Below are 22,507 nucleotides of genomic sequence, written 5' to 3' on the forward strand. Positions count from 1 at the left end.
CACCGGAGACACAACATGATTGAACTCTACGACTACCAGCGTTCCTCCGCCGCCTTCCGGGTCCGGATTGCCCTCGGCCTGAAAGGGCTTGAATGGCAGTCCCTGCCGGTGAACCTGCTCGAATTCGAACAGCGCGGCGACGCCTACCTCGCGGTCAATCCCCAGGGACTGGTGCCGGCGCTACGGCTCGAGGATGGCGCCCTAGTCACCCAGTCGCTGGCGATTCTGGAGTGGCTCGAGGAGACCCACCCCGAGCCGGCCCTGCTGCCCGCGGCGAGCCTGGATCGCGCCCGGGTGCGCGCCCTGATGTATGCCATCGCCTGTGACATCCATCCCTTGAACAACCTGCGGGTACTCCGTTACATCACCCGTGAACTCGGGCATAGCGAGGACGAGAAACTGGCCTGGTACCACCACTGGTTGCGCCAGGGTTTCGACGCCCTGGAGCAACAGGTGACGGGGGAGGATTACTGCTACGGTGGGGAGCTGTCGCTGGCAGACGTCTGCCTGGTGCCGCAGATGTTCAACGCGCGGCGCTTCGAACTCGACCTGGCGCCGTACCCCCGGCTGGTGGCGATCTCACGGCACCTGGAGAGTATCCAGGCCTTTGCCAGCGCGGCGCCCTGACAACGATAAGCACAACGACAAGAACAACGACAAGGGGAAACCATGAGTGACAACCGGCCCGTCCTGATCGGCGTTGCCCAGCAGACCTGGCGCGACAGGGACCCGAGCCGCAGCCTGGTGGATGCGCTGGCGGACGTCAGCGCCGCCGCGCTGGGCGATACCGGTGCTGCCGGCATTGGCACGGCGATCGACACGGTGGCCACCGTACCCTGTCTCGCCAACCAGGTGCCGGGCCTCTCGGAGCTGCTGCCCGGCAACATTGGCGATGCACTGTGCCAGCGCCTCGGCCTGAGTGCGCAGACATTTACCGCTCACGTGGGAGGCAATACGCCCCAGCAGCTGGTAAATTTTTTTGCCGACCGTCTGGCCAGTGGCGCAAGCCGGGGCGTGCTGATCAGTGGCGGGGAATTGTTTGCCACCTTGTCCCAGGCCCTGAAAACCGGCGCCGACGTCAGCCACTGGAAGCTGGGCGGGGATGCCGAGCCGGTCGTGCTCGGCGAATATCGCCGACCCTGCAGCAAGCTGGAACAGGCTCATGGCATGTACGAGCCGGTCAATACCTATCCCCTGTTCGAGAGCGCCCTGCGCCATGCCAAGGGCTGGTCAAAGACGGAGCACCTCGCAGTGTTGGGCGGGCTGGTCAGCCGCATGAGCGAGGTGGCAGCGGGAAATCCCCATGCCTGGCGCCAGCAACAGTGGACCCCGGAAGCGGCTGTCTCGACGGCAGACGGCAATCGCTTCATCAGCTACCCCTATACCCGGGTGATGAACGCCATTCTCGCCGTCGATATGGCCACGGCCCTGGTAATGACCACGGCGGGAACCGCGCAGGAACTCGGCGTTGCCCCGGAACAGATAATCTACCTGCGGGGAACCGCCGACGGCAACGATATCTGGAATGTCAGCGAACGCCCGGTGTTGCACCAGTCGCCGGCGATCCGCGCCTGCGCGGCCCAGGCCCTGTCCCTGGCGGGCCTGTCGGTCGACGACATGGCCCTGTTCGATATCTACAGCTGTTTCCCCTCGGCGGTGCAGGTGGCCTGCGACGCCATTGGCATCGCCTGCGACGACCCGCGCGGCGTCACCCTGACCGGCGGGCTGACCCTGTTCGGTGGCCCCGGTAACAACTATTCCAGCCATGGCATCGTGGAAATGGTGCAGCGGCTGCGGGCAGGGGAGGGCGAGCACGGGATGGTCACCGCCAACGGCAATTACCTGACCAAACACTCGATTGGCGTCTACAGCCGCCTTCCCGGTAACGATCCCTGGCCTGTTGGAACCCGTAGAGACCTGCAGGCGGAACTGGACGCTATCCAATCGCTGCCGGTAGCCGAGTCGCCGCGCGGCCGGGGAACGATCGAGGCCTTCACGGCCAGCTACCAGGGCGACACGCCGGCCCGGGGTATCGTGCTGGGACGGATGGAGGACGGCCAGCGCTTTGTCGCCAATACCGGGGCCGATGCCGGTACCCTGGAGCGGCTGGTGAACGAAGGCCTGGTGGGTGTGGAGGGCAGGGTGGAGCCGTCCGAATCCGGCAATCGTTTCAGCTTCTAGCGCGGGTTTGTGTGTCATTTTGGGTCAATTTTTTAGCTCTCCGGCATCATTGCGCCAGGGGGCCCAGGCTCGCAACATGTGGGCCGATTTGCAGTCATCGGGCTGCGCTGACCGACCACCAACGCCAGAGGCTTCATCATGTCCAATTCCGCGTACATCTATGATGCCGTGCGCACGCCCCGCAGCAAGGGCAAGCGCGACGGTACCCTGCACGAAGTAAAACCTGTCGATCTCGGCGCCGGCCTGCTGAAGGCCCTGCAGGCGCGCCATGACCTGGATACTTCCTACGTCGATGACGTGGTGATGGGCTGTGTGACCCCGGTGGGTGAGCAGGGCTCCGATGTGGCCAAAATGATTGTGCAGAACGCCGAGTGGGACGAGTCGGTTGCCGGCGTGCAACTGGATCGCTTCTGTGCGTCGGGCCTCGAGGCGGTCAACATTGCTGCCCAGAAGATCGCTTCCGGCTGGGAAGACCTGGTAGTCGCCGGTGGCGTCGAATGTATGTCCCGTGTGCCTATGGGCTCCAACGGTGGTGCCATGGGCGGAGACCCGGCCTTCAGCCTGAAAACCGGATTCGTGCCCCAGGGCATCGGCGCCGACACCATCGCCACCCTGGAGGGCTGGTCCCGCGAGGACGTGGACGCCTTCGCCCTGGCCTCACAGCAGCGCGCGGCGCATGCCCGTGACAACGGTTACTTCGACAAGTCCGTGGTTCCGGTGCGGGACAAGAACGGCATCGTCATCCTGGAAAAGGACGATTTCATCAAGCCCGACACCACCCTGGAAGGCCTGGCTGGACTGCGCGCCTCCTTCGAAATGCCTGGGCAAATGGGTTTCGATGACGTGATCCTGTCCAAGTACACGACTCTCAACCGAATCAACCACGTGCACACCCCGGGCAACTCCTCCGGTATCGTTGATGGTTCCAGCGCCGTGCTGATCGGCAGCGAGAAAGCCGGCAAGGACCTGGGCCTGACCCCCCGCGGCCGCATCGTGGCCACGGCCGTGCTGTCCACCGACCCCATCATCATGCTGACCGGCCCCGGCCCCGCCGCGGAAAAATGCCTGAAAAAGGCCGGCCTGAACAAATCCGATATCGACCTGTGGGAAATCAACGAAGCCTTTGCCTCTGTGGCCATGCGCTACATGAAGGACCTGGGCATCGACCACGAGGTCACCAATGTCAACGGCGGTGCAATCGCCATGGGTCACCCCCTCGGTGCCACCGGCGCCATGCTGGTCAGCATCATGCTGGATGAACTGGAGCGCCGCGGCCTCAAACGCGCCATGCTGTCCCTGTGCGTGGGCGGCGGCATGGGTATCTCCACCATTATCGAGCGCGTGTAAGCGGCCGTCAGACAGAGGTTCAAGACAATGAGTGTATTCAAGTACGAAAAAGACGCCGACGGTATCGTAACGGTCACCATGGACATGACCGGCCCGGTCAATTCCATGAACGAAGAGTACCGCGTGGCGATGGGGGAAACCCTGGAAAAGCTGGAAAGCGAAGAGGGTCTCACCGGTGTGGTGCTGGCCTCCGCCAAAAAAGTGTTCTTTGCCGGCGGCAACCTGTACGACCTGCTGGCGACCCCCAAGGGCGAGGAAGCGGCTTTCTTCGAGGAGCTGGAAGTTCACACCAAGCCCCAACTGCGCCGTCTCGAGAAACTGCCGGTGCCGGTGGTTGCGGCCATCAACGGCGCTGCCCTGGGCGGTGGCTATGAAATCTGCCTGTGCTGTAACCACCGTGTCGCCTGGGATGACAAGGGTGTCATCGTGGGCCTGCCGGAAGTCACCCTGGGCCTGTTGCCCGGCGGTGGCGGTGTGGTCCGCATGACCAATATGCTGGGCCTGCAGACCGCGCTGCCCTACCTGTTGGAGGGGACCCGGGTGAAGGCGGCCGATGCCAAAGAGCAGGGTCTGGTGGACGAACTGGTGGCGACTCGCGAGGAGCTGGTGCCGGCAGCCAAGGCCTGGATCCTGTCCCAGAAAGACAACCCCGACGCGGCGGTTCAACCCTGGGACCGCAAGGGTTTCAAGATTCCCGGTGGCAATGCCAACCATCCCGCGGTGGCCCAGCTGATCACCATGGCGCCCCCGATGCTGCGCCAGAAAACCCGTGGCCTGCTGCCCGCGCCGGAAGAAATCCTGGACTGCGCTGTTACTGCAACCCGGGTGGACTTTGACACTGCGCTGCGCGTCGAGTCCCGGGGTCTTACCTACCTCGTGACCACGCCGGTGGCGAAGAACATGATCTCCACCTTCTTCTTCGGAATGAACCGGCTGAACGGTGGCGCCAGCCGCCCTGCAGGTGTCGAGCCGCAGAAGGTCAAAAAGGTCGGCATTCTGGGTGCCGGGATGATGGGGCAGGGCATTGCCTACTCCTCTGCCATGGCCGGTATCGAGGTGGTGCTGAAAGACATCTCCGCGGAAGCGGCGGAGAAAGGCAAGGCTTATACCGAAGGTCTGCTGGCCAAGCGGGTCAGCAAGGGCAAGATGTCAGAGGAGCAGAAGGCCGACATCCTGGACCTGATCAAGCCAACCGCTGACAATGCCGACCTGCAAGGCTGTGACCTGATCATCGAAGCGGTGTTCGAGAATATCGAACTGAAGCACAAGATCACCAAGGAAACCGAGAGTTTCCTGGCGGAAAACGGTGTATGGGGCTCCAACACCTCAACCCTGCCCATCACCCAGTTGGCGGAAGCGAGCAGCAAGCCCGAGAACTTTATCGGTATCCACTTCTTCTCACCCGTGGACAAGATGCCGCTGATCGAAATCATCTGCGGCGAGAAGACCTCGGACGAGACCCTCGCCCGCGCTTTCGACTACGCCAAGCAGATCCGCAAGACGCCGATCGTGGTCAACGACTCCCTGGGCTTCTTCACCTCCCGTACTTTCGGCACCTACCTCGACGAGGGTGTGCGCATGCTGAAAGAGGGCTGCCACCCGGTCCAGATCGATTCCCTGGGCAAGGCAGTTGGCATGCCCGTAGGTCCGCTGGCGGTCTATGACGAGGTCAGCCTCGAACTGACTCGCAAGGCCCAGCAGACCTGGAAGGAAATGGGCGTGGAAGACGCGCACTCTGACGCGGCCATTACCCGCGAGGTCGTGGCGACCATGGTCGAGGAACACGGTCGTGGAGGCCGTTACCATGGCGGCGGTTTCTATGAGTATGCCGAAGACGGATCCAAGGATATCTGGCCCGGCCTGTTCGACCTGTACTACAACGCAGACGTGAGCCTGCCGGAGCAGGATATGAAGGACCGTATGCTGTTCCGTCAGGTGATCGAGTCACTCAAGTGCCTGCAGGAAGGCGTTCTGCGCACGGTGGATGACGGCAATATCGGCTCCATCATGGGTATCGGTGCGCCGACCTGGACCGGCGGCTTCATCCAGTTCGTCAACACCTACGGCGTGCAGAACTTCGTCGATCGTTGCCGTGAACTGGCTGCCCAGTACGGCGAGCGCTTTGAGCCGCCGGCCATTGCGGTGGAGAAGGCAGCGTCAGGCGAGCAATTCGCCTGACTTCTCCATGCTCCTGAAAAGGCCCGGTGATCGCCGGGCCTTTTTCGTTGTGGCATGTGCCTGAAAACAAACCCCACAAATGTTAGGCTGTTGGCGAAATGTGTCAGGCCATGGGGAGATTCATGCCAGCCAAGGAAAACCGCAACACCTCTACCGTCCTCATTCCCGTCTTCATCCCCGCTGTTGTAGTCATCGTCCTGCTGGTCATCGGAACGATCAGCAATCCTGATCTCGCCGGCGATGCCTTCGCGCGTACCCTGGCCTATATCACCACCACCTTCGGCTGGTTCTACATGTTGTCGGTGGCGTTTTTCCTGGTGTTTATTGTCGGCGTGGCCATGACCCGCTGGGGGCACATCAAGCTGGGCCCCGACCACGCGGATCCCCAGTACAGTTTTCCCGCCTGGTTTGCGATGCTGTTTTCCGCCGGTTACGGCATTGCCCTGCTGTTCTTCGGCGTTGCCGAGCCGGTGCTGCACTATGCCGCGCCACCCCAGGGCGCGCCGGAATCCCTCGACTCCGCCCGCCAGGCCATGCAGATCGCATTCTTCCACTGGGGCTTTCACATCTGGGCCATTTACGGCCTGGTGGGCCTGGTGCTGGCTTACTTTGCCTTTCGTCACGGTCTGCCGCTGTCGATCCGTTCTGCGCTCTACCCGCTGATCGGTGACCGTATTTACGGCGGCATCGGTCACGCCGTCGACGTGTTCGCGATTCTCGGTACCATGTTCGGCATCGCCACCACCCTCGGTCTCTCGGTCACCCAGATCAATACCGGCCTGCACTACCTGTGGCCCGAGGTGCCGATCAGTCATACGGTGCAGATCACAAGCATTGTGCTGATCACCTGTCTTGCGATCTTTTCGGTGGTGGCGGGTATGGACAAGGGTGTGAAGCGGCTTTCGATCATCAACATGCTGCTGGCCATTTCCCTGATGACCTTTGTGTTTTTCGCCGGCCCGTCCATCCACATCCTGGAAACCTTCCTGCAGAACACCGGCAGCTACCTCAACCATATCGTGGAACGGACCTTTAACCTGCAGGCGTACACGCGCAGCGACTGGATCGGTAACTGGACCCTGTTCATCTTCGGCTGGACCATTGCCTGGGCGCCGTTTGTCGGCCTGTTCATCGCCAAAATCAGCCGCGGCAGAACGATCCGGGAGTTCGTCCTCGGGGTGATGCTGGTGCCCTCGATCTTTACTTTCCTGTGGTTTTCCATCTTTGGCGGCACCGCGCTCAACGAGATCATGAACGAGGGCTACGCTACCCTGATCGGGGAGGTTCAGAACAATCAGGCGATCGCCCTGTTCAAGCTGTATGAAATCCTGCCGCTCACCTCGATCCTGTCGTTCCTCACAGTGCTTCTGATCGTCACGTTCTTTGTGACGTCATCGGATTCCGGTTCGCTGGTGATCGATTCCCTGGCCTCCGGTGGGGCACTGGAGACGCCGGTCTGGCAGCGCGTTTTCTGGGCCTCGGTGGAGGGCATCGTGGCCTCGACCCTGTTGCTGGCCGGTGGCCTGAGTGCCCTGCAAACCATGACCATCGTCAGTGCATTGCCGTTCAGCGTGATCATGATCATCGCCGCATTCGGCATGTGGCGGGCGCTGGTCATCGAGGGGCATCACCATCGCAGTCTGCAGACCGATGTCCAGCAGCGCCTTTCCGGCACCAATGGCCGTAGTCTGTGGCGGAACCGGCTGCACAGCCTGGTGACATTTCCCGGGTGGCAACAGGTGCAGGCCTTCATGGATACCACGGTCTACAAGGCCATGCACCGGGTCGAGCGGGAGTTGATCAAGGAGGGCTGGCAGGCGCAGGTTCACAAGGATGAAGAACACCACCGGGTGTTCCTTGAAGTACTCAAGGACGAGTACGTCGATTTCATCTACGAAATTCGCCTGCTCGAGCATCTGCTTCCGGATTTCGCTTACCCCGAAATGCCTGCCCGCGATGGCGAGCAGAAACATTACTACCGTGCCGAAGTGTTCCTGCGCCGGGGTGGCCAGTCCTATGACGTTTACGGCTTCGACCAGCAGGACATCATCACCGATATCCTCGACCAGTTCGAGAAACACCTGCACTTCCTGCACATTTCGCCGGCGGTTCTGCCCTGGCGGATGGAGGCCCATGACGACATGCTGGTCACGCCCCCTGAACCCCCCGTCGAGGAAAAACCCGGCCGGATCAATGCAGCTTGAAGCGCGGCCGGATGAAGTGATTGATCTTGTCGGTGAAGGCCAGCAGCATGGCCCGCGGCCAGCCGTGTATCGCCGCCTGGTGCATGCGGTAGAGTGACACGTAGGCCAGGCGGGCGACCTTGCCCTCGAGGCTGATGCCGCCGCGGGCCAGACCCCCCATCAGGCGGCCAAACGCCGAGTATTCACTCAGTGACACCAGCGAGCCCATGTCCTTGTACTGGAAGGGCTGCTGGGGTTTGTCCTTCAGGCGCCGGCGCAGGTTGCTGGCGATGCAGGCGGCCATCTGGTGTGCCGACTGGGCCCGGGGTGGTACCCAGCGCTGCTCGCCATCGGGGCCGGTCATGCCGAAGCCGGCGCAATCGCCGAGCGCATAGATGTCCGGGTCCCCTTTAAGTTGCAGGGTGGGTTCCACCAGCAACTGGCCCATGCGATTGGTTTCGACACCCTCGATGCCGGCGAGGTAACCCGGTGCCTTGACGCCCGCGGCCCAGACCATCAGGTCGGCGCGGATCAGCTCACCTTCTTTGGTGGTCAGCCCCTCCTTGCTGGCGGAGACCACCGCCGTCGCTACCCGCACTTTCACTCCGAGCTTGAGCAGTTCCCGGTGAGCGCCGGCGGAGATGCGCTCGTTCAGCGCCGGCAGCAGGCGCGGGCCGGCTTCGATGAGGGACACTTCCAGGTGATTCGGGGTAATGGTTTTCAGGCCATAGGTGGAAAACCACTCCCGGGCCTTGAACAGCTCGGCGGAGAGCTCGACGCCGGTAGCGCCACCGCCGACGATGGCGATACGCAGTTTGCGGTCCACCTGGCCTGACTCCAGCTCCTGGTCGAGGCGGATAAAGCGATCCACCAGCCGTTGGTGGAACACCTGGGCCTGCCCGGGGCTGTCGAGGAAGATGCAGTGCTGGCTGACGCCCTCGACATTGAAGTCGTTGGAGACGCTGCCCACCGCGAGCACCAGGTAATCGTAGGCCTTTTCCCGGTGCGGGAGGATCTCGTCGCCGGTGTCATCGACCAGCGGGGCCAACTGGATGCGCTTGTGGGACCGGTCTACGCCACAGAGTGTGCCGAGTTCAAAGTGGAAACCGTTACGGTGGGCGTGCACCCGGTAGTTGACGGCGTCCAGTTCCGCGTCGAGGGAGCCGGAGGCCACTTCGTGTAGCAGCGGTTTCCAGATGTGGGTGTGATTGCGATCGATCAGGGTGACTTCGGCTGTGCCCTTGCGTCCGAGTTTTCTGCCCAGGGCCGTGGCCAGTTCCAATCCGCCGACACCGCCGCCGACGATTACGATATGCGTCAAGGTCTACCTCTTGCATAGTGGGGGGATTCGCTGGCGCAGTATACGCACCGTGAAAGGGGACACCAGTGGCCCGACACAAAAAAGGGGCGCCGTATGGCGCCCCTGTGAAAGATTACCGCTGGCCCTGGCCGAGGACCTAGCCGAGAACTTCCAGCACGCTCTTGCGGAAACGCTCGGCGAACAGGCCAATCTCGGACTCGGTGATCGAGAGCGGCGGTGACATCACCATGTGGTCACCCACCGCCCGGCACAGCAGGCCGTTCTCGTAGCAGCGCTGGTGAATCTTCGGCCCCAGGGATTTGGCCGGCGCCTCGCCCGGGTCGAAGCTCACCGCACCCAGCAGGCCGTAGTTGCGGATATCGATCACGCTGGGCAGGTCTTTCATGGCGTGCAGGGTGTTGGCCCAGTGCTCACCCTTGGCGCCGCTGGCGCAGGTGAACAGGCCCTCGGACTCGTAGATATCCAGGGCTGCCAGGCCCGCGGCCGCGGCCACCGGGGTGCCGGCGTAGGTATTGCCGTGGAAGAACTCCGGCACCGTTTCCGGGGTGTGGTCGAAAATAGTCTGCTGGATGGAATCCTTCACGAACACGCCGCCCATGGGTACCGTGCCGCCGTTGATGGCCTTGGCGCTGGTCATGATGTCCGGGGTGACGCCGAACTCGGTGGCGGCAAAGGCAGAGCCGGTGCGGCCGAAGCCGGTGATGACCTCGTCGAAAATCAGCAGGATGTCGTGCTTGTCGCACAGCTCGCGCACCTTCTGCAGGTAGCCCCTGGGCGGGGGTACCATGCCGCCGGCGCCGGAAATCGGCTCGATGATCACCGCGCAGATGCTGTCGGCACCGCGCAGGGCGACGATGTGCTCGAAGGCTTCCGCCATACGCTCGGTACCGTGTTCCGGGCAGCCGCGGCTGAAGGCGTTGCGGCTGATGTCCAGCATGCCCGGCAGGAAGTCCACTTCGTTGAGGACCGGGAACCCGTGACGGTTGGTCGGCAGTCCCTGCATGGAGGTGCCGCCCACGTTGACGCCATGGTAGCCCTGTTCACGGGAGATGAAGCGTGTCTTGCTGCCCTTGCCCCGGGCGAACTGGTACAGGTGCGCGATCTTCAACGCCGTGTCCACCGCCTCGGAGCCGGAGTTGGTGAAGAAGATGCGGTTGATGCCCTCTGGCGTGTGTTCCATCAGCCGGCTGGCGAACTGGAAAGCCGGCGGGGTGCCGAACTGGAAGGGCGGCGCATAGTCCAGCTCCATCAGCTGGGCGTGCACGGCGTCCGCGACTTCCTTGCGGGCGTGACCGATATTGCAGCACCACAGGCCGGCGGTAATATCCAGGACATCGCCGCCGTCCTCGCGGAACAGGAAGCTGCCCTCGGCGCGGGTGAAGATCCGGGGGTTTTTCTGGAAGGCCCTGACGTTGGTGAAGGGCTGCCACCAGTGTTCGAGATTGAGGTCAGTCATGATAACTCCTGTGCGAGCTGATCAGCGGTCCAGGCCGCCCATCAGCATGTATTTGATTTCCACGTAGTCGTCGATGCCGTACTTGGAACCCTCGCGGCCACTGCCGGATTCCTTGACGCCGCCGAAGGGGGCCATCTCGTTGGAAATGATGCCCTCGTTGATGCCGACAATGCCGTAGTCCAGGGCCTCGGCGACCCGCCACACCCGGCCGATATCGCGGGTGTAAAAGTAGGAGGCCAGCCCGAACTCGGTGTCGTTGGCCATGGCGATGACTTCCTCCTCGGTGGAGAAGCGCACCACCGGGGCCACCGGGCCGAAGATCTCGTTGCGGAATACGGCCATCTCCGAGGTCACTTCCGTGAGGATGGTCGGCTGGTAAAAACAGCCGCCGAGTTCATGGGCGCCGCCACCCAGGGCAACTTTGGCGCCGGAGGCTATCGAGGCCTGCACCAACCCGTCCACATCCGCTACCGCCTTGGTGTTCACCAGCGGGCCGACGGCGATGCCGTCCTTGAGGCCATCACCCACGGTGAGTTCCGCGGTGGCCTTCACCAGCTTCTCGACGAAGGCGTCATAGATGCTGTCCTGCACGAACATGCGGTTGGAGCAGACGCAGGTCTGGCCGGCGTTCCGGTACTTGGATATCAGTGCACCGTTGACGGCCGCGTCGAGGTCGGCGTCGTCGAACACGATAAAGGGAGCGTTGCCGCCGAGCTCCATCGAGGTCTTTTTCATGGTGTCGGCACACTGGGCTTCCAGCATCTTGCCCACCGGGGTGGAGCCGGTGAAGGTCAGCTTGCGCACGATGGGGTTGGCAGTCAGTTCGCCGCCGATGGCGGAAGAGGAACCGGCCACCACGTTCAGTACGCCTGCAGGTACACCGGCGCGTTCCGCCAGCTCCGCCATGGCGAAGGCCGACAGGGGAGTTTCAGTGGCGGGTTTGATGACGATGCTGCAGCCTGCCGCCAGCGCCGGGGCCGCCTTGCGCGCGATCATCGCGTTGGGGAAGTTCCAGGGGGTGATGGCCGCGACCACACCCACGGGCTGCTTGATACAGACGATACGGCGGTCGGCACCGGGGCCGGGGATGACATCGCCGTCGATGCGCTTGGCTTCCTCGCCGAACCATTCGACAAAGGCCGCGCCGTAGGCCACTTCACCGCGGGATTCCGCCAGAACCTTGCCCTGCTCGGCGGTCATGATGATCGCGAGGTCTTCCTGGTGGGCCATCATCAGGTCGAACCACTTGCGCAGCACCTGGGAGCGCGATTTGGCGGGCAGGGCTTTCCAGGACTGCATGGCCCGTTCCGCTGCGGCGATGGCGCGGGCGGTCTCGGCCTGGCCAACCTTGGCCACCTGGGCAATCTCTTCGCCGGTGGCGGGGTTGTAGACGGCGAAGCTGGCGCCGTCGTCGGCATCAACCCAGGCGCCGTCGATGTAGGCACGGGTTTTCAGGAGGCTCGGGTCTTGCAGTGACAGGTTCATGGTCAATCCTTTTCTGTGTCCAACGTGTCGGTTTCACCTGACAACCTAGCATAGTGAGCGGCAGGGGGCGTCGCCATACCTGAAGTCAGGTAGGTGGATAGCGCCCGGCGAGGGGATCCTCGCCGGGGCGAAAGGGTTGTGCCAGGGCGTCGAAGAACAGCGAAAACAACTCGTTGTGAGACGACAGGCCCAGTTTCTGGTAGATGTTCTTGCGGTGTACCTGCTCGGTCTGGGCACTGATGCCCAGCTCGCGGGCAACGACCTTGGAGGGGTGGCCGCGCAGCACCCACTGCACGACCTGGCGCTCGCGCGGGGTGAGACGGCTGCTGCCGAAGGCTTCCAGCACCGCCTCGACCTGTCGGTGCAGTCCACCATCGCCGCTGGTGCCGGTGTCTGGACCCGCCGGCCAGTGCCGGCGCGCCAGGGCCGCCAGCGTGGCGGCAATGGCGGCCAGCTGCCGTCGTTCGGCAGCCCGGAAACGGGTGTAGGCGGGCGTGCGTTCAAGGGAGATTGCCAGCGGGGTGCCGTCGCCGGTCTCCAGCAGGAAGCCGCAGTGATCGACCACCCCGTTGGAGCTGTAATACAGCGCATAGTATTCGCTGTCGCGGAAATTGTCGGGGGCGATGTCGAGGATATGAAAATAGCCCCGGACCCCGGCCTTGGCACTGAGGTACAACGGGGACAGCAGCCACAGGCCATCGCGGTAGGGGCCGCCGAAGCCGGGTTGGTCGCCGGCGTGCAGGGCGTTGTGCACCACCCGCAGTTCGCCGTCGTCGGGGTAGGCCATGATTACCCCGCTGTCGAAGTGGGCCACGCTGGCGATGTAGTCCAGCAGGGCAACACAAAAGCTGTCGCTGTTCAGCGCGTCGATCACCCTTGGCAGGGCTTGTTCAGGTGATTCGTCGGTCAACTCACTCATGTTGCTTTACGACCCCTGCGCCGGCCTCCCAGTCCGTGTTTGCGTACCATGCCGCGCAACTGGTCGTAGCTGAGACCGAGGGCGTCGGCGGTACGGCGCTGATTATGCCCGTTTTCCGCCAGCGCTTCCTCCAGCAGTTGCTTTTCTATTTCGGCCAGCCGGGTGGCGAAATCCCGCGCCGGCCCGGCGGGGGGCTGAGGCTCTCCGGGCCCCTCTGACGACGGCAATACCTCGAGGGCGTCGGCAAAGGGTGAAACAAAGGGGTCGATGACAATATTGGCCACCGGTTCCGCGGCGTCCTCCCAGCGGTGCAGGGAGCGCTCCACCGCGTTCTTGAGTTCGCGGATGTTGCCCGGCCAGCGGTGGGCCTGCAGGGCCTCCAGCGCAGTTTCGGTGAAGCCGGCGAACAGTTCCCAGCCCAGTTCGGCCGACATCTGTACGGCGAAGTGATCCGCCAGCAGGGGGATATCCTCAGTGCGCTGGCGCAGGGCGGGCAGGTGGACCACATCAAAGCTCAGTCGGTCCAGCAGGTCGTGACGAAATTCCCCGGCGGCCGCCATCTGGCGCAGGTCGGCGTGGGTGGCCGCGACCACTCGCACATCGACGCGCAGGGTGTCGTGCCCCCCGAGGCGCTCGAATTCTCCGTACTCAACCAGCCGCAGGAGCTTCTCCTGCAGGCGCGGCGACATGGTGCCGACCTCGTCGAGAAACAGGGTGCCGCCGTCGGCTCGCTCGAAGCGGCCGCGGTGGGCGCGGGTGGCTCCGGTAAAGGCCCCGGCTTCGTGGCCGAACAGTTCCGACTCCAGTAGCGACTCGGCCATGGCGGCGCAGTTGACCTTGACCAGGGGAGCGTCCCAGCGGGGGGAGAGGTAGTGCAGGCGCTCGGCAGCGAGCTCCTTGCCGGTGCCGCGTTCCCCCAGCACCAGCACCGGCCGGTTCACCGTGGCCAGCCTGGAGACCTGTTCCAGCGCTGCGGCGAGGGCAGCGGAGTCACCGATGATACTGTCAGGCGTTCTCATATGGGTATATATAGCCAAATATAGAGGTTAAATATACCTCTAATAAGGTCAGAAACACCAAAATTGAGTAGAGAAATCCTCGCAAGCTATCGATAAAAACCTAGTAACTTATTGATAAATAACAGGTAAATAGGATTTTGGCACGGATTCTGTAATACCAACAGCAGATTCGCCAGGAGCAGGAAGCGTGAATTCAATTCAGGAAAGACGCCTTGTGTATATCGCATTGCTGTTGGCTGGCGCCCTCACCGGTGCCATGGCCGGCTGGCAGGCCGCCTTCTGGACCCTGGTGCAGATGAGCATGGTGGTGGAAGCCATCTATTGGCTGGGCCGGCCCCTGCGCCGCCGAGCCGATTTCGAAACCCGGATTTGACGACTGAACGAACACAAGCAAGGAGCACGACCATGGGTATATTTTCCCGCATGACCGACATCATCAACTCCAACCTCAACTCGCTGCTGGATTCTGCCGAGGACCCGCAAAAGATGATCCGGCTGATCATCCAGGAGATGGAAGACACCCTGGTGGAGGTGCGCAGCTCCTCGGCCCGGGTGCTGGCCGATCGCAAGGCGGCGGCGCGGCGCCTGGAGCAGGTGCAGGCCGAGGCCGACACCTGGGAGGCCAAGGCCAAGCTGGCCATTTCCAAGGGCCGCGAGGACCTGGCCCGTGCCGCGCTGCAGGAGAAGCACGCCATTCTCGACGAACTGGCCACAGTGGAAGCCGAACTCAAGGCCCTGGATGAGCACATTGCCCATCTGGGAGAAGAGGTCGCCCAGTTGCAGCAGAAGCTTAGCGATGCCAAGGCGCGGCAGAAAGCCATGCTCATGCGCAGCCAGACCGTGGAGTCGCGGATCAAGGTCAAGCGCCAGATGCAGCGCGAGGCCCTGGATGATGCCTTCACCCGTTTCGAGCACTTCGAGCGGCGGATGGACAACCTGGAGAGCCAGCTCGAGTCCATGGACATCGGCCGCGATGTACCGCCGGACCTGGCTGCTGAAATTGACGCCCTGGCAGAGGACGAGCGGATCAACGATGAACTGCAGCGCCTGAAAACCGAGCTTGGCGGTGGCAGTGAGCCGCAAGCCACTCCCCGCAGCGGCCAGCCTGAGTAAGGTGGCCAGCGGGACACTGCCGGCCGCCGGCACGACGCTTGGCGAACCCACTCGACAATGGCAGCATGGCCTGAGTGCCACGCTGTCCAGGGAATCAGCAAATGGAATTTTGGAACTTCATGTTTGTCCCCACGATCCTGTTTCTGGTGATCGTGGCGCCGCTCTGGCTCATCATGCATTACCGCAGTGTTAATCGCTCCAGCCGCGGGCTGAGCGAGGATGATCGCGAGTCGGTGGAGCACATGCTGGAGACGGTCGACAAACTGACCGACAGGATCATTGCGCTGGAGTCGATCCTGGATGCGGAGCATCCGGACTGGCGGGCGCAGACAGACCGCGATTCGCGGCACAAGGAGTAAGCCATGACACGACGTCACCGCAGGCACTATCGGCATAAAGGGTACAGCGACTTCCGCGAGGAGACCCGCCGCTGCCACCGCACCATCCGTTCGCGCAAGCGCAGTGGCTGGGGCATGAACCTCTACCGCAATACCCGAGAGGGCAAGGTTGCGGGCGTGGCCGCGGGGCTCGCAGATCACTGGGATGTCGCCCACTGGGTGGTCCGGCTGCTCTGGGTAGGGGCCTTCCTGTTTACCGGTACCCTGGCCCTGTGGGTTTACCTCGGCGCCTGGTTGTTACTGGCGCCGCGCCCGGACCGGCGTTTCGGCGAAGGGGCGGCCTTTGCCGATGACCCATCCGATGATCCGGAGCTGGAGATGGAGTACGACGAGCGCTACCAGCATTACCGCCCGCGCAAGGTCTTCCAGTACTCGGAGCCCAGCAGCGAGCGCCTGCAGCGCGCGCGGGACCGGCTCGATGCCGCCCTCAAGCGGGTCGAGGACATGGAGTCCTATGTGACTTCGCGGCAGTACGAACTCAACCGGGAGTTTTCCCGACTCTGATACGCGGCGCCAGCAAGGCGCCGCTTTCGCAACAGACCCAAAAATAGACCCATAAACAGTGCAACTCCGCCCCGCGATTCAGGGGCAGGGCGGGAGTTTGCCCAAAAAAACCTGGCAAAGGGAGCTCCCCCGGGAGAATGGGGAATGCTGGTAGGGATAAACATCGCAGTGACGCTGGACCTGCCCGCCTGGGCGCTGGCTTACCTGCCGGGCAACGAGCACTGGCACGTTGCCTGGTGCTGGGTGGACCTCAGCCTGAAGCTGGTGTGTTACTGATGACGCGCTGTGCGCAGCGCTCACCCCGGCATGCAGTTGCCGGCGTAGGTCACCACGTCCGCGGCACCGGAGAAATCGCGCATCTCCACCCAGTGCGGGCGGAAGTGGCTGCGGCTGATCTGCCACTGGCCGTCGATGCGACGGTATTCGTCGCGGTATTGGCCGGCCAGTTTGAAAGCGGTCTTGTCCCGGGTGTTGAGGCTGTGGAAGTGCAGTCCCACCCGGCCCTCGGCCGTGTCGGCCCCGGTCAGGTGGATGACGGGGTTCTGGGCGTGGTGCATGTCCACGATGTGGTCGTGGCAACCCAGTTCCTCGAACACGGCAACAAAATCCTCGCGGCGCTGGAAGCGGCCGATGTGGCCGAAGTCGATGTCGATTTCACCGGCGGCAAAGCACGCCAGGACCTCGGCGGGCTGCTTGGCATCGCAGGCGTCGAGATAGCGGTGCTTCAATTCCAGGATGGCCTGGCGATCCTGCAGTTGGCGGATTTCGGTTTTCAGTGTGTCGAGCTCGGACATGGTGCCTTCTCCGGTCTTGTCGCGGGAACACACTGTAGGTCATCGCGTCGACGGGCTCGACTGTCACGGTTCAAGAGGCTGAGCTGGCACCGGGCTTATCTGCAGTACTCCGGCGGCGCGGTGGTGATCTCCCCACTGCTCTCATCCACCCGCAATTGCAGGCGGCGTCCCGCGAGAATGGCGGACGCCATGGCCACCGCAAGGATCGCCAGCACCAGCACGGTGATGCCGGCCAGTCCGACTTTCCAGTCCAGTAGCAGCCCGACGGCGAAGGGCCCCAGGGCGGCGATGCAATAGCCCATGCCCTGGGCCATGCCCGAGAGCTGGCCGGCGATGGCGGGCGTGGCGCTGCGCAGCACCAGCAGGGTCAGGGCCAGGCTGAAGGTTCCGCCGAGGCCCAGGCCCAGCAAAACCATGGCGGGCCACACCAGGCTGGCGGGCCCCAGCATGGCCAGGGCAAACCCGACCGCGGCCAGCGACAGCAGGCCCACCAGGGCCGGGCGCTGGTCGCGTCCCAGCCGGCCGAGCCAGGGCGCCGCCAAAGCGGATACCAGTTGGGTGAGCACCGAGAAGCCCAGCATCAGCCCCGCCGTCGCCTCGCCGATACCGCGCTGCAGCAGCAGTACCGGCAGCCAGCCAAAGACGATGTAGGCAATGGAAGACTGGGTGCCCATGAGTACGGTGACCTGCCAGGCCAGAGCGTTGCGGCTCAGGCCGGGGTGTCGCTCGCGGGGCCTGTCCGCTGTGTGCTGCGGCCAGAGGTGAGCCACCAGGCCCCGCCAGGCGATCAGGGCAATGGCGGCAGGCAGGGCCCAGAACGCAATCGAAGGTGCCCAGCCTCCCAGCAACCCGGCCAGGGGCACACTGAGGCCGGCGCCCAGGGCGCCGCCCAGGCACAGCGCCATGGTGTAGACCCCGGTCAGCAGGTCCGCCCGTTCCGGCATTTCCCGTTTCACCAGCACCGGCAACAGGGTGCCCCCGATGCCGATGGCTGCGCCGGCCAGAATAGTCCCCGCAAACAGGCTAAATAGCTGGTGCTGGGCGCGCAGAAGCAGCGCGGACCCCAGCAACAACAGGGCGAAGGACAGGGCGCGTTCGATCCCCAGGCGATGGGACAGGCGCGGTGCCAGCGGCGCGAACAGGCCAAGGCACAGTACGGGCACCGTGGTGAGCGCGCCGACCGCCGCCGGTGACAGGGCCAGGTCGGCCTGCAGCCGGGCCAGCAGCGGCGACACAGAGGAGAGGGCGGGGCGCAGGTTCAGCGCCACCAGCACCATCAGCAGCAGGAAGGCGGCCGGCCGCAGGCCGGAGGGCGAGGGTGGACCCACTCCCGTCAGTCTTCAGCCAGGGAGTGTTCCAGCGCCCGGGCATGGAAGGCGATATGGCTGCCCACAAAACTGCTGATAAAAAAGTAGCTGTGGTCGTAACCGCTCTGGTATCGGATGGTGGCCTCGTAGCCGGTGTCGGCGCAGGCCTGCTCCAGCAACCCGGTGCGCAACTGTTCCTCCAGGAAGTCGTCGGCGTCGCCCTGGTCCACCAGCATCGGCAACTGCAGGGCGCCGGCTTCGATCAGGGCGCAGCTGTCGTAGTTTTTCCAGTTTTCGCGGTCGGGGCCGAGATACTGGCCCAGTGCCTTCTCGCCCCAGGGGCACTGGCTCGGGGCGACGATGGGCGCAAAGGCGGACACCGACTGGAACTTGGCGGGGTTGCGCAGGGCGATCACCAGTGCGCCGTGGCCACCCATGGAGTGGCCGAAGATGGAGGCGCGCTCGACATCCACCGGGAATTCCTCGGCCAGCAGGGCCGGCAGTTCGTCGACGATGTAGTCGTACATCCGGTAGTGGCGGTCCCAGGGGGACTCGGTGGCGTTGACATAGAAACCGGCACCGAGGCCGAAGTCCCAGGCGCCTTCGGGGTCATCGGCAACGCCTTCCCCCCGGGGGCTGGTATCCGGGGCGACAATGGCCACACCGTGCTCGGCGGCATAGCGCTGGGCCCCGGCTTTCTGGACGAAGTTTTCGTCGGTGCAGGTCAGGCCGGACAACCAGTACAGCAGGGGCACAACGCCCCCGCGGGCCGCGGGGGGCAGGTACAGGGAAAATGTCATGTCGCAGTCGAGGCTCTGGGAGCGGTGTTGAACCCGCAGTTGCTCGCCTTCAAAACAGCGCTGTCGGTTGAGTACTTCCACTACTTCTCCTTAATAAATGACCACGGAGCGGATGCTCTCGCCGCCGTGCATGAGATCGAAGCCCTTGTTGATCTCAGCCAGTGGCATGGTGTGCGTGATCAGGTCGTCGATATTGATCTTGCCATCCATGTACCAGTCGACAATGGTTGGCACGTCGGTGCGCCCGCGGGCACCGCCGAAGGCCACGCCGTGCCAGGAGCGGCCTGTCACCAGCTGGAAGGGGCGGGTGCTGATTTCCTGGCCGGCCCCGGCGACGCCGATGATATAGGATTCGCCCCAGCCTTTGTGGCAGCATTCCAGCGCCTGGCGCATTACGTTGACGTTGCCGATACATTCGAAACTGTAATCGGCGCCGCCACCGGTCAGGTCGAGGATTGCCTCCACCACGTTGTCCACCTCGGCCGGGTTGATGAAGTCGGTCATGCCGAATTTTGCCGCCAGTTCCCGCTTGTCCGGGTTCAGGTCGACACCGATGATTTTTGACGCGCCCACCATTCGCGCACCTTGAATCACGTTGAGGCCGATGCCTCCCAGGCCGAAAACCACCACGTTACTGCCAGCCTCTACTTTGGCCCGGTAGACTACGGCGCCGATGCCGGTGGTAACCCCGCAGCCGATGTAGCAGATTTTGTCGAAGGGCGCGTCGTCGCGCACTTTGGCCAGGGCAATTTCCGGCAGCACCGTAAAATTGGAGAAGGTGGAGCAGCCCATGTAATGCAGGATGGGCTTGCCATCGAGGGAGAAGCGACTGCTGCCGTCCGGCATCACGCCGCGGCCCTGGGTTTCGCGGATCGCCCCGCAGAGGTTGGTTTTCGGGTTCAGGCAGAAATTGCACTCGCGACATTCCGGAGTGTAGAGCGGAATCACGTGATCACCGGGTTTCAGTGAGGTTACGCCGGGACCGATCTCCCTGACGATGCCGGCTCCCTCGTGGCCGAGAATCGCGGGAAAGGCGCCCTCCGGGTCGTCACCGGACAGGGTGAAGGCATCGGTATGGCAGATGCCGGTTGCCATGACCTCGACCAGGACCTCACCGGCGCGCGGTCCCTCCAGGTCGACCTCGATCACTTCCAGGGGTTTGCCAGCCTCAAAGGCGACAGCAGCGCGTGTTTTCATGCTGGAGCTCCTTCCGGGACGAAGGAAACGGTATGTGCGTCAGTGTGGTGTGGCCCCGGTGGCATTAACTATAGTCGAATACGCCGTTGCCGCGCTTACACCGGCCGCAGCGGCGGGCTGTATAAACGCACAGTACCGGCATCCCGGGTGGCGGCGCAAGCTTTTGTATGGGCGGACATTGGATTAGGCTTTGCGGCTGATTACAGCGACAGGAGAAAGCCCGCGGATGAAAGACCGCCTGGAATCCTTTGGCGGCAGGGGGGCCCCACTGGTATTCGCTCATGCCAACGGTTACCCGCCGGGGGCCTATCGCCAGTTGCTGGAACCCCTGACCCGGCACTGCACGGTGTCCGGCTATCTGCACCGGCCCCTGTGGCAGGACGCGGCTCAGCAGCCGGCGCCGGCACGGGCCAACTGGCGGCAGTTTGCCGCCGATTTGGTGGATACCCTGGGCCGCAGTTACGACCAGCCGGTATGGATGGTGGGACACTCCCTGGGGGCGGTGGTGTCCATGCTGGCGGCGGTGAAAGCGCCGCAGCTGTTTCGCGGCCTGATCCTGCTGGACCCGGTGTTTCTCCCGTCCCGGGAGGCGGTGGGCCTGGCCCTGACCCCGGTCAAGGGCTTGCGCAAGATGCCGATGATTCGCAAGACCCTGCTGCGTCCAAGCCGCTTCAGAGACCAGCAGGCGGCTTTCGACTTTCACCGTGGCAAACGCGCCTTCTCCGGCATGACTGACGAAACCCTCTGGGACTACATCCGCGCCGGCACCCGGCCGGGCAGCAGCGGCGAGTTCGAGCTGGCCTGGTCACCTGGCTGGGAAGCAGCGGTCTATTCCTCGGTGCCGCTGGTATGGCCACGGCTCATGCGCCTGCAAGTGCCCACCCTGGGGTTGCGCGGCGAGACCTCGGATATTCTGCGCCCGCCGGCGATGCGGCGGTGGGCGAGGCTGCAGCCTGCGGCGGAGCTGGAGTCCTGCACCGGGGGCCACCTGTTTCCCCTGGAGTACCCGCAGCAGACGGCGGCGCGTATCACCCGCTTCCTGGCGGGACAGGGCGGCTGATGTTGCACCGGATCTGGTTGGGGTTTTTCCTGCTGGCGTTTGTCAGTGCACTGTATCAATGGCTGGGTCTCGGGGATTCCGAGGTGTTCCAGCGCATGGTGGCCAGCCTGTTCGACATGGCGGCACTGTCGGTGGAGCTGGCCATCGGCCTGATCGGATTGATGGCCCTGTGGCTGGGCGTGGTGGCCCTCGGGGAGGCCAGCGGCCTGGTCGACAAACTGGCGCGGCTGCTGTCGCCCCTGTTCCGGCGCCTGATGCCGGAAGTTCCCGCCAATCACCCGGCCATCTCCTCCATCACGCTCAACCTGTCTGCCAATGTACTGGGGCTGGACAACGCGGCCACCCCCCTGGGTATCAAGGCCATGAAGGACCTGCAGAGCCTGAATCCCGCACCCGCCGTGGCCACCAACGCACAGATCCTGTTCCTGGTGCTCAATACGTCGGCAGTCACCCTGTTTCCCGTGACCATCCTGTTATACCGGGCACAAATGGGGGCCGAGGACCCGGCGGCGGTGTTCCTGCCGATCCTCATCGCCACCAGCTGTTCCACCCTGGCGGGGTTGCTGGTCACCGCCTGGGTACAGCGGCTCAGGCTGTGGGACGGGGTGGTGATGGGGTTCATCGGGGTGGCCTTTGCCACCCTGTTGGCGCTGATGGCCTGGCTCGGTACCCTGGGCGCGGAAGAACTGCAGAGACAGTCCAGCCTGATCAGCAACCTGATGATCTTCGGTCTTATCATCCTGTTTTTACTGGCGGCCCACCGTAAACGAATCAATGTCTACGACACCTTTATCGACGGCGCCCGCCAGGGCTTTGAAACCGCCATAGGGATCATTCCCTACCTGCTCGCCATGCTGGTGGCCATTGGCTGCTTCCGCGCCAGCGGTGCCCTCGACCTGGTCATGGACGCGCTGCGCCAGGGTGTGGCCCTGCTGGGCTGGGATACCCGCTGGGTCGATGCCATGCCAACCGGGCTGATGAAACCACTGTCCGGTTCCGGTGCCCGGGCCATGATGATCGATACCATGAATACCTACGGGGTGGATTCCTTCCAGGGCCGGCTTGCCGCCACCATGCAGGGGTCCACGGAAACCACGTTCTATGTACTGGCGGTCTACTTCGGTTCGGTGGGGATACGCCACGCGCGACACGCCCTGGCCTGCGGCCTGGCCGCAGACGCTGCGGGTATCGGTGCGGCTATTGCGGTGGCGTACTGGTTCTACGCCTAGGGACGGATGCTATAGT

At 63.6% G+C, this 22,507-nt stretch carries 21 protein-coding genes; 12 read left to right on the forward strand and 9 right to left on the reverse strand.

What is annotated here, in order from left to right:
• Nucleotides 1-15: 15 nt before the first annotated feature.
• The 5 genes from maiA to FV139_RS12775 all read left to right on the forward strand — a co-directional run bounded on the left by maiA (nucleotide 16) and on the right by FV139_RS12775 (nucleotide 7,910).
• Complete coding sequence (gene maiA, locus FV139_RS12755; RefSeq protein ID WP_187276520.1) at nucleotides 16-627, forward strand: maleylacetoacetate isomerase; 612 nt, start codon at nucleotides 16-18, stop codon at nucleotides 625-627.
• A 42-nt stretch (nucleotides 628-669) separates the two neighbouring features.
• Nucleotides 670-2,181 (forward strand): acetyl-CoA acetyltransferase, encoded by a 1,512-nt coding sequence (locus FV139_RS12760; protein ID WP_148068837.1) that lies wholly within the window; start codon nucleotides 670-672, stop codon nucleotides 2,179-2,181.
• Between the two features lie 138 nt (nucleotides 2,182-2,319).
• A complete protein-coding gene (locus FV139_RS12765; protein ID WP_148068838.1) occupies nucleotides 2,320-3,528 on the forward strand; it encodes an acetyl-CoA C-acetyltransferase in 1,209 nt (402 codons plus the stop codon).
• Between the two features lie 27 nt (nucleotides 3,529-3,555).
• On the forward strand, nucleotides 3,556-5,706 hold the full coding sequence (locus FV139_RS12770; protein ID WP_148068839.1) for a 3-hydroxyacyl-CoA dehydrogenase NAD-binding domain-containing protein: 2,151 nt from the start codon (nucleotides 3,556-3,558) through the stop codon (nucleotides 5,704-5,706).
• 122 nt (nucleotides 5,707-5,828) lie between these two features.
• A complete protein-coding gene (locus FV139_RS12775) occupies nucleotides 5,829-7,910 on the forward strand; it encodes a BCCT family transporter (protein WP_148068840.1) in 2,082 nt (693 codons plus the stop codon).
• Here FV139_RS12775 and FV139_RS12780 read toward each other — a convergent pair.
• The 5 genes from FV139_RS12780 to pspF all read right to left on the reverse strand — a co-directional run bounded on the left by FV139_RS12780 (nucleotide 7,897) and on the right by pspF (nucleotide 14,089).
• A complete protein-coding gene (locus tag FV139_RS12780) occupies nucleotides 7,897-9,210 on the reverse strand; it encodes an NAD(P)/FAD-dependent oxidoreductase (protein WP_148068841.1) in 1,314 nt (437 codons plus the stop codon). The two genes, FV139_RS12775 and FV139_RS12780, sit on opposite strands and share 14 nt — an antisense overlap.
• Nucleotides 9,211-9,346: 136 nt before the next feature.
• Nucleotides 9,347-10,666, reverse strand: a complete 1,320-nt coding sequence (locus FV139_RS12785) for an aminotransferase class III-fold pyridoxal phosphate-dependent enzyme (RefSeq protein WP_148068842.1) — start codon at nucleotides 10,664-10,666, stop codon at nucleotides 9,347-9,349.
• 21 nt (nucleotides 10,667-10,687) lie between these two features.
• Nucleotides 10,688-12,151, reverse strand: a complete 1,464-nt coding sequence (locus FV139_RS12790) for an NAD-dependent succinate-semialdehyde dehydrogenase (RefSeq protein WP_148068843.1) — start codon at nucleotides 12,149-12,151, stop codon at nucleotides 10,688-10,690.
• Between the two features lie 85 nt (nucleotides 12,152-12,236).
• Nucleotides 12,237-13,070 carry a LuxR C-terminal-related transcriptional regulator gene (locus FV139_RS12795; RefSeq protein WP_148068844.1) on the reverse strand — a complete coding sequence of 278 codons (834 nt, stop codon included), beginning with the start codon at nucleotides 13,068-13,070 and terminating at the stop codon, nucleotides 12,237-12,239.
• On the reverse strand, nucleotides 13,067-14,089 hold the full coding sequence (pspF, locus tag FV139_RS12800; protein WP_148068845.1) for a phage shock protein operon transcriptional activator: 1,023 nt from the start codon (nucleotides 14,087-14,089) through the stop codon (nucleotides 13,067-13,069). The genes FV139_RS12795 and pspF overlap by 4 nt, the downstream gene beginning before the upstream one ends.
• A 187-nt stretch (nucleotides 14,090-14,276) precedes the next feature.
• Between pspF and FV139_RS12805 the strand changes: the two genes are divergently transcribed.
• The 5 genes from FV139_RS12805 (at nucleotide 14,277) to FV139_RS21310 (ending at nucleotide 16,380) form a co-directional block, all read left to right on the forward strand.
• Nucleotides 14,277-14,462, forward strand: coding sequence for a hypothetical protein (locus FV139_RS12805; RefSeq protein WP_148068846.1), 186 nt, complete (start codon nucleotides 14,277-14,279; stop codon nucleotides 14,460-14,462).
• Nucleotides 14,463-14,494: 32 nt separating this feature from the next.
• Entirely contained in the window at nucleotides 14,495-15,202 is a 708-nt protein-coding gene (pspA, locus tag FV139_RS12810) for a phage shock protein PspA (RefSeq protein WP_148068847.1), read from the forward strand.
• A gap of 101 nt (nucleotides 15,203-15,303) precedes the next feature.
• Nucleotides 15,304-15,561, forward strand: coding sequence for an envelope stress response membrane protein PspB (gene pspB / locus FV139_RS12815; protein ID WP_148068848.1), 258 nt, complete (start codon nucleotides 15,304-15,306; stop codon nucleotides 15,559-15,561).
• Between the two features lie 3 nt (nucleotides 15,562-15,564).
• On the forward strand, nucleotides 15,565-16,104 hold the full coding sequence (locus FV139_RS12820) for a PspC domain-containing protein (RefSeq protein WP_148068849.1): 540 nt from the start codon (nucleotides 15,565-15,567) through the stop codon (nucleotides 16,102-16,104).
• 144 nt (nucleotides 16,105-16,248) lie between these two features.
• Nucleotides 16,249-16,380, forward strand: a complete 132-nt coding sequence (locus FV139_RS21310; protein ID WP_268939941.1) for a hypothetical protein — start codon at nucleotides 16,249-16,251, stop codon at nucleotides 16,378-16,380.
• Nucleotides 16,381-16,400: 20 nt separating this feature from the next.
• Here FV139_RS21310 and FV139_RS12825 read toward each other — a convergent pair whose 3' ends face one another.
• The 4 genes from FV139_RS12825 to FV139_RS12840 all read right to left on the reverse strand — a co-directional run bounded on the left by FV139_RS12825 (nucleotide 16,401) and on the right by FV139_RS12840 (nucleotide 20,202).
• Nucleotides 16,401-16,898 (reverse strand): nuclear transport factor 2 family protein, encoded by a 498-nt coding sequence (locus tag FV139_RS12825; protein WP_148068850.1) that lies wholly within the window; start codon nucleotides 16,896-16,898, stop codon nucleotides 16,401-16,403.
• Between the two features lie 95 nt (nucleotides 16,899-16,993).
• The gene (locus tag FV139_RS12830; RefSeq protein ID WP_213004112.1) at nucleotides 16,994-18,226 is read right to left on the reverse strand and encodes an MFS transporter; all 1,233 of its coding nucleotides are present in this window, start codon (nucleotides 18,224-18,226) and stop codon (nucleotides 16,994-16,996) included.
• A 5-nt stretch (nucleotides 18,227-18,231) separates the two neighbouring features.
• Nucleotides 18,232-19,086, reverse strand: a complete 855-nt coding sequence (fghA, locus tag FV139_RS12835; RefSeq protein ID WP_148068851.1) for an S-formylglutathione hydrolase — start codon at nucleotides 19,084-19,086, stop codon at nucleotides 18,232-18,234.
• A 9-nt stretch (nucleotides 19,087-19,095) separates the two neighbouring features.
• Nucleotides 19,096-20,202 (reverse strand): S-(hydroxymethyl)glutathione dehydrogenase/class III alcohol dehydrogenase, encoded by a 1,107-nt coding sequence (locus tag FV139_RS12840; protein ID WP_148068852.1) that lies wholly within the window; start codon nucleotides 20,200-20,202, stop codon nucleotides 19,096-19,098.
• Between the two features lie 226 nt (nucleotides 20,203-20,428).
• On the opposite strand from FV139_RS12840, the gene FV139_RS12845 reads away from it, so the two are divergent.
• Together FV139_RS12845 and FV139_RS12850 are read left to right on the forward strand one after the other, a co-directional pair.
• Nucleotides 20,429-21,262 carry an alpha/beta fold hydrolase gene (locus FV139_RS12845; RefSeq protein ID WP_148068853.1) on the forward strand — a complete coding sequence of 278 codons (834 nt, stop codon included), beginning with the start codon at nucleotides 20,429-20,431 and terminating at the stop codon, nucleotides 21,260-21,262.
• Nucleotides 21,262-22,491, forward strand: coding sequence for a nucleoside recognition domain-containing protein (locus tag FV139_RS12850; RefSeq protein ID WP_148068854.1), 1,230 nt, complete (start codon nucleotides 21,262-21,264; stop codon nucleotides 22,489-22,491). The genes FV139_RS12845 and FV139_RS12850 overlap by 1 nt, the downstream gene beginning before the upstream one ends.
• Nucleotides 22,492-22,507: the final 16 nt, after the last annotated feature.

It is taken from the genome of Parahaliea maris, from assembly GCF_008064665.1.
Taxonomy (GTDB): domain Bacteria; phylum Pseudomonadota; class Gammaproteobacteria; order Pseudomonadales; family Halieaceae; genus Parahaliea; species Parahaliea maris.

Coding starts and splice junctions, on each gene's coding strand:
- FV139_RS12785 (WP_148068842.1), bottom strand. CDS start 10,666: ATGACTGACCTCAATCTCGAACACTGGTGGCAGCCCTTCACCAACGTC.
- FV139_RS12820 (WP_148068849.1), top strand. CDS start 15,565: ATGACACGACGTCACCGCAGGCACTATCGGCATAAAGGGTACAGCGAC.
- FV139_RS12775 (WP_148068840.1), top strand. CDS start 5,829: ATGCCAGCCAAGGAAAACCGCAACACCTCTACCGTCCTCATTCCCGTC.
- FV139_RS12845 (WP_148068853.1), top strand. CDS start 20,429: ATGAAAGACCGCCTGGAATCCTTTGGCGGCAGGGGGGCCCCACTGGTA.
- FV139_RS21310 (WP_268939941.1), top strand. CDS start 16,249: ATGCTGGTAGGGATAAACATCGCAGTGACGCTGGACCTGCCCGCCTGG.
- FV139_RS12825 (WP_148068850.1), bottom strand. CDS start 16,898: ATGTCCGAGCTCGACACACTGAAAACCGAAATCCGCCAACTGCAGGAT.
- FV139_RS12795 (WP_148068844.1), bottom strand. CDS start 13,070: ATGAGTGAGTTGACCGACGAATCACCTGAACAAGCCCTGCCAAGGGTG.
- FV139_RS12765 (WP_148068838.1), top strand. CDS start 2,320: ATGTCCAATTCCGCGTACATCTATGATGCCGTGCGCACGCCCCGCAGC.
- pspB (WP_148068848.1), top strand. CDS start 15,304: ATGGAATTTTGGAACTTCATGTTTGTCCCCACGATCCTGTTTCTGGTG.
- pspF (WP_148068845.1), bottom strand. CDS start 14,089: ATGAGAACGCCTGACAGTATCATCGGTGACTCCGCTGCCCTCGCCGCA.
- FV139_RS12790 (WP_148068843.1), bottom strand. CDS start 12,151: ATGAACCTGTCACTGCAAGACCCGAGCCTCCTGAAAACCCGTGCCTAC.
- pspA (WP_148068847.1), top strand. CDS start 14,495: ATGGGTATATTTTCCCGCATGACCGACATCATCAACTCCAACCTCAAC.
- FV139_RS12770 (WP_148068839.1), top strand. CDS start 3,556: ATGAGTGTATTCAAGTACGAAAAAGACGCCGACGGTATCGTAACGGTC.
- FV139_RS12850 (WP_148068854.1), top strand. CDS start 21,262: ATGTTGCACCGGATCTGGTTGGGGTTTTTCCTGCTGGCGTTTGTCAGT.
- FV139_RS12760 (WP_148068837.1), top strand. CDS start 670: ATGAGTGACAACCGGCCCGTCCTGATCGGCGTTGCCCAGCAGACCTGG.
- maiA (WP_187276520.1), top strand. CDS start 16: ATGATTGAACTCTACGACTACCAGCGTTCCTCCGCCGCCTTCCGGGTC.
- FV139_RS12840 (WP_148068852.1), bottom strand. CDS start 20,202: ATGAAAACACGCGCTGCTGTCGCCTTTGAGGCTGGCAAACCCCTGGAA.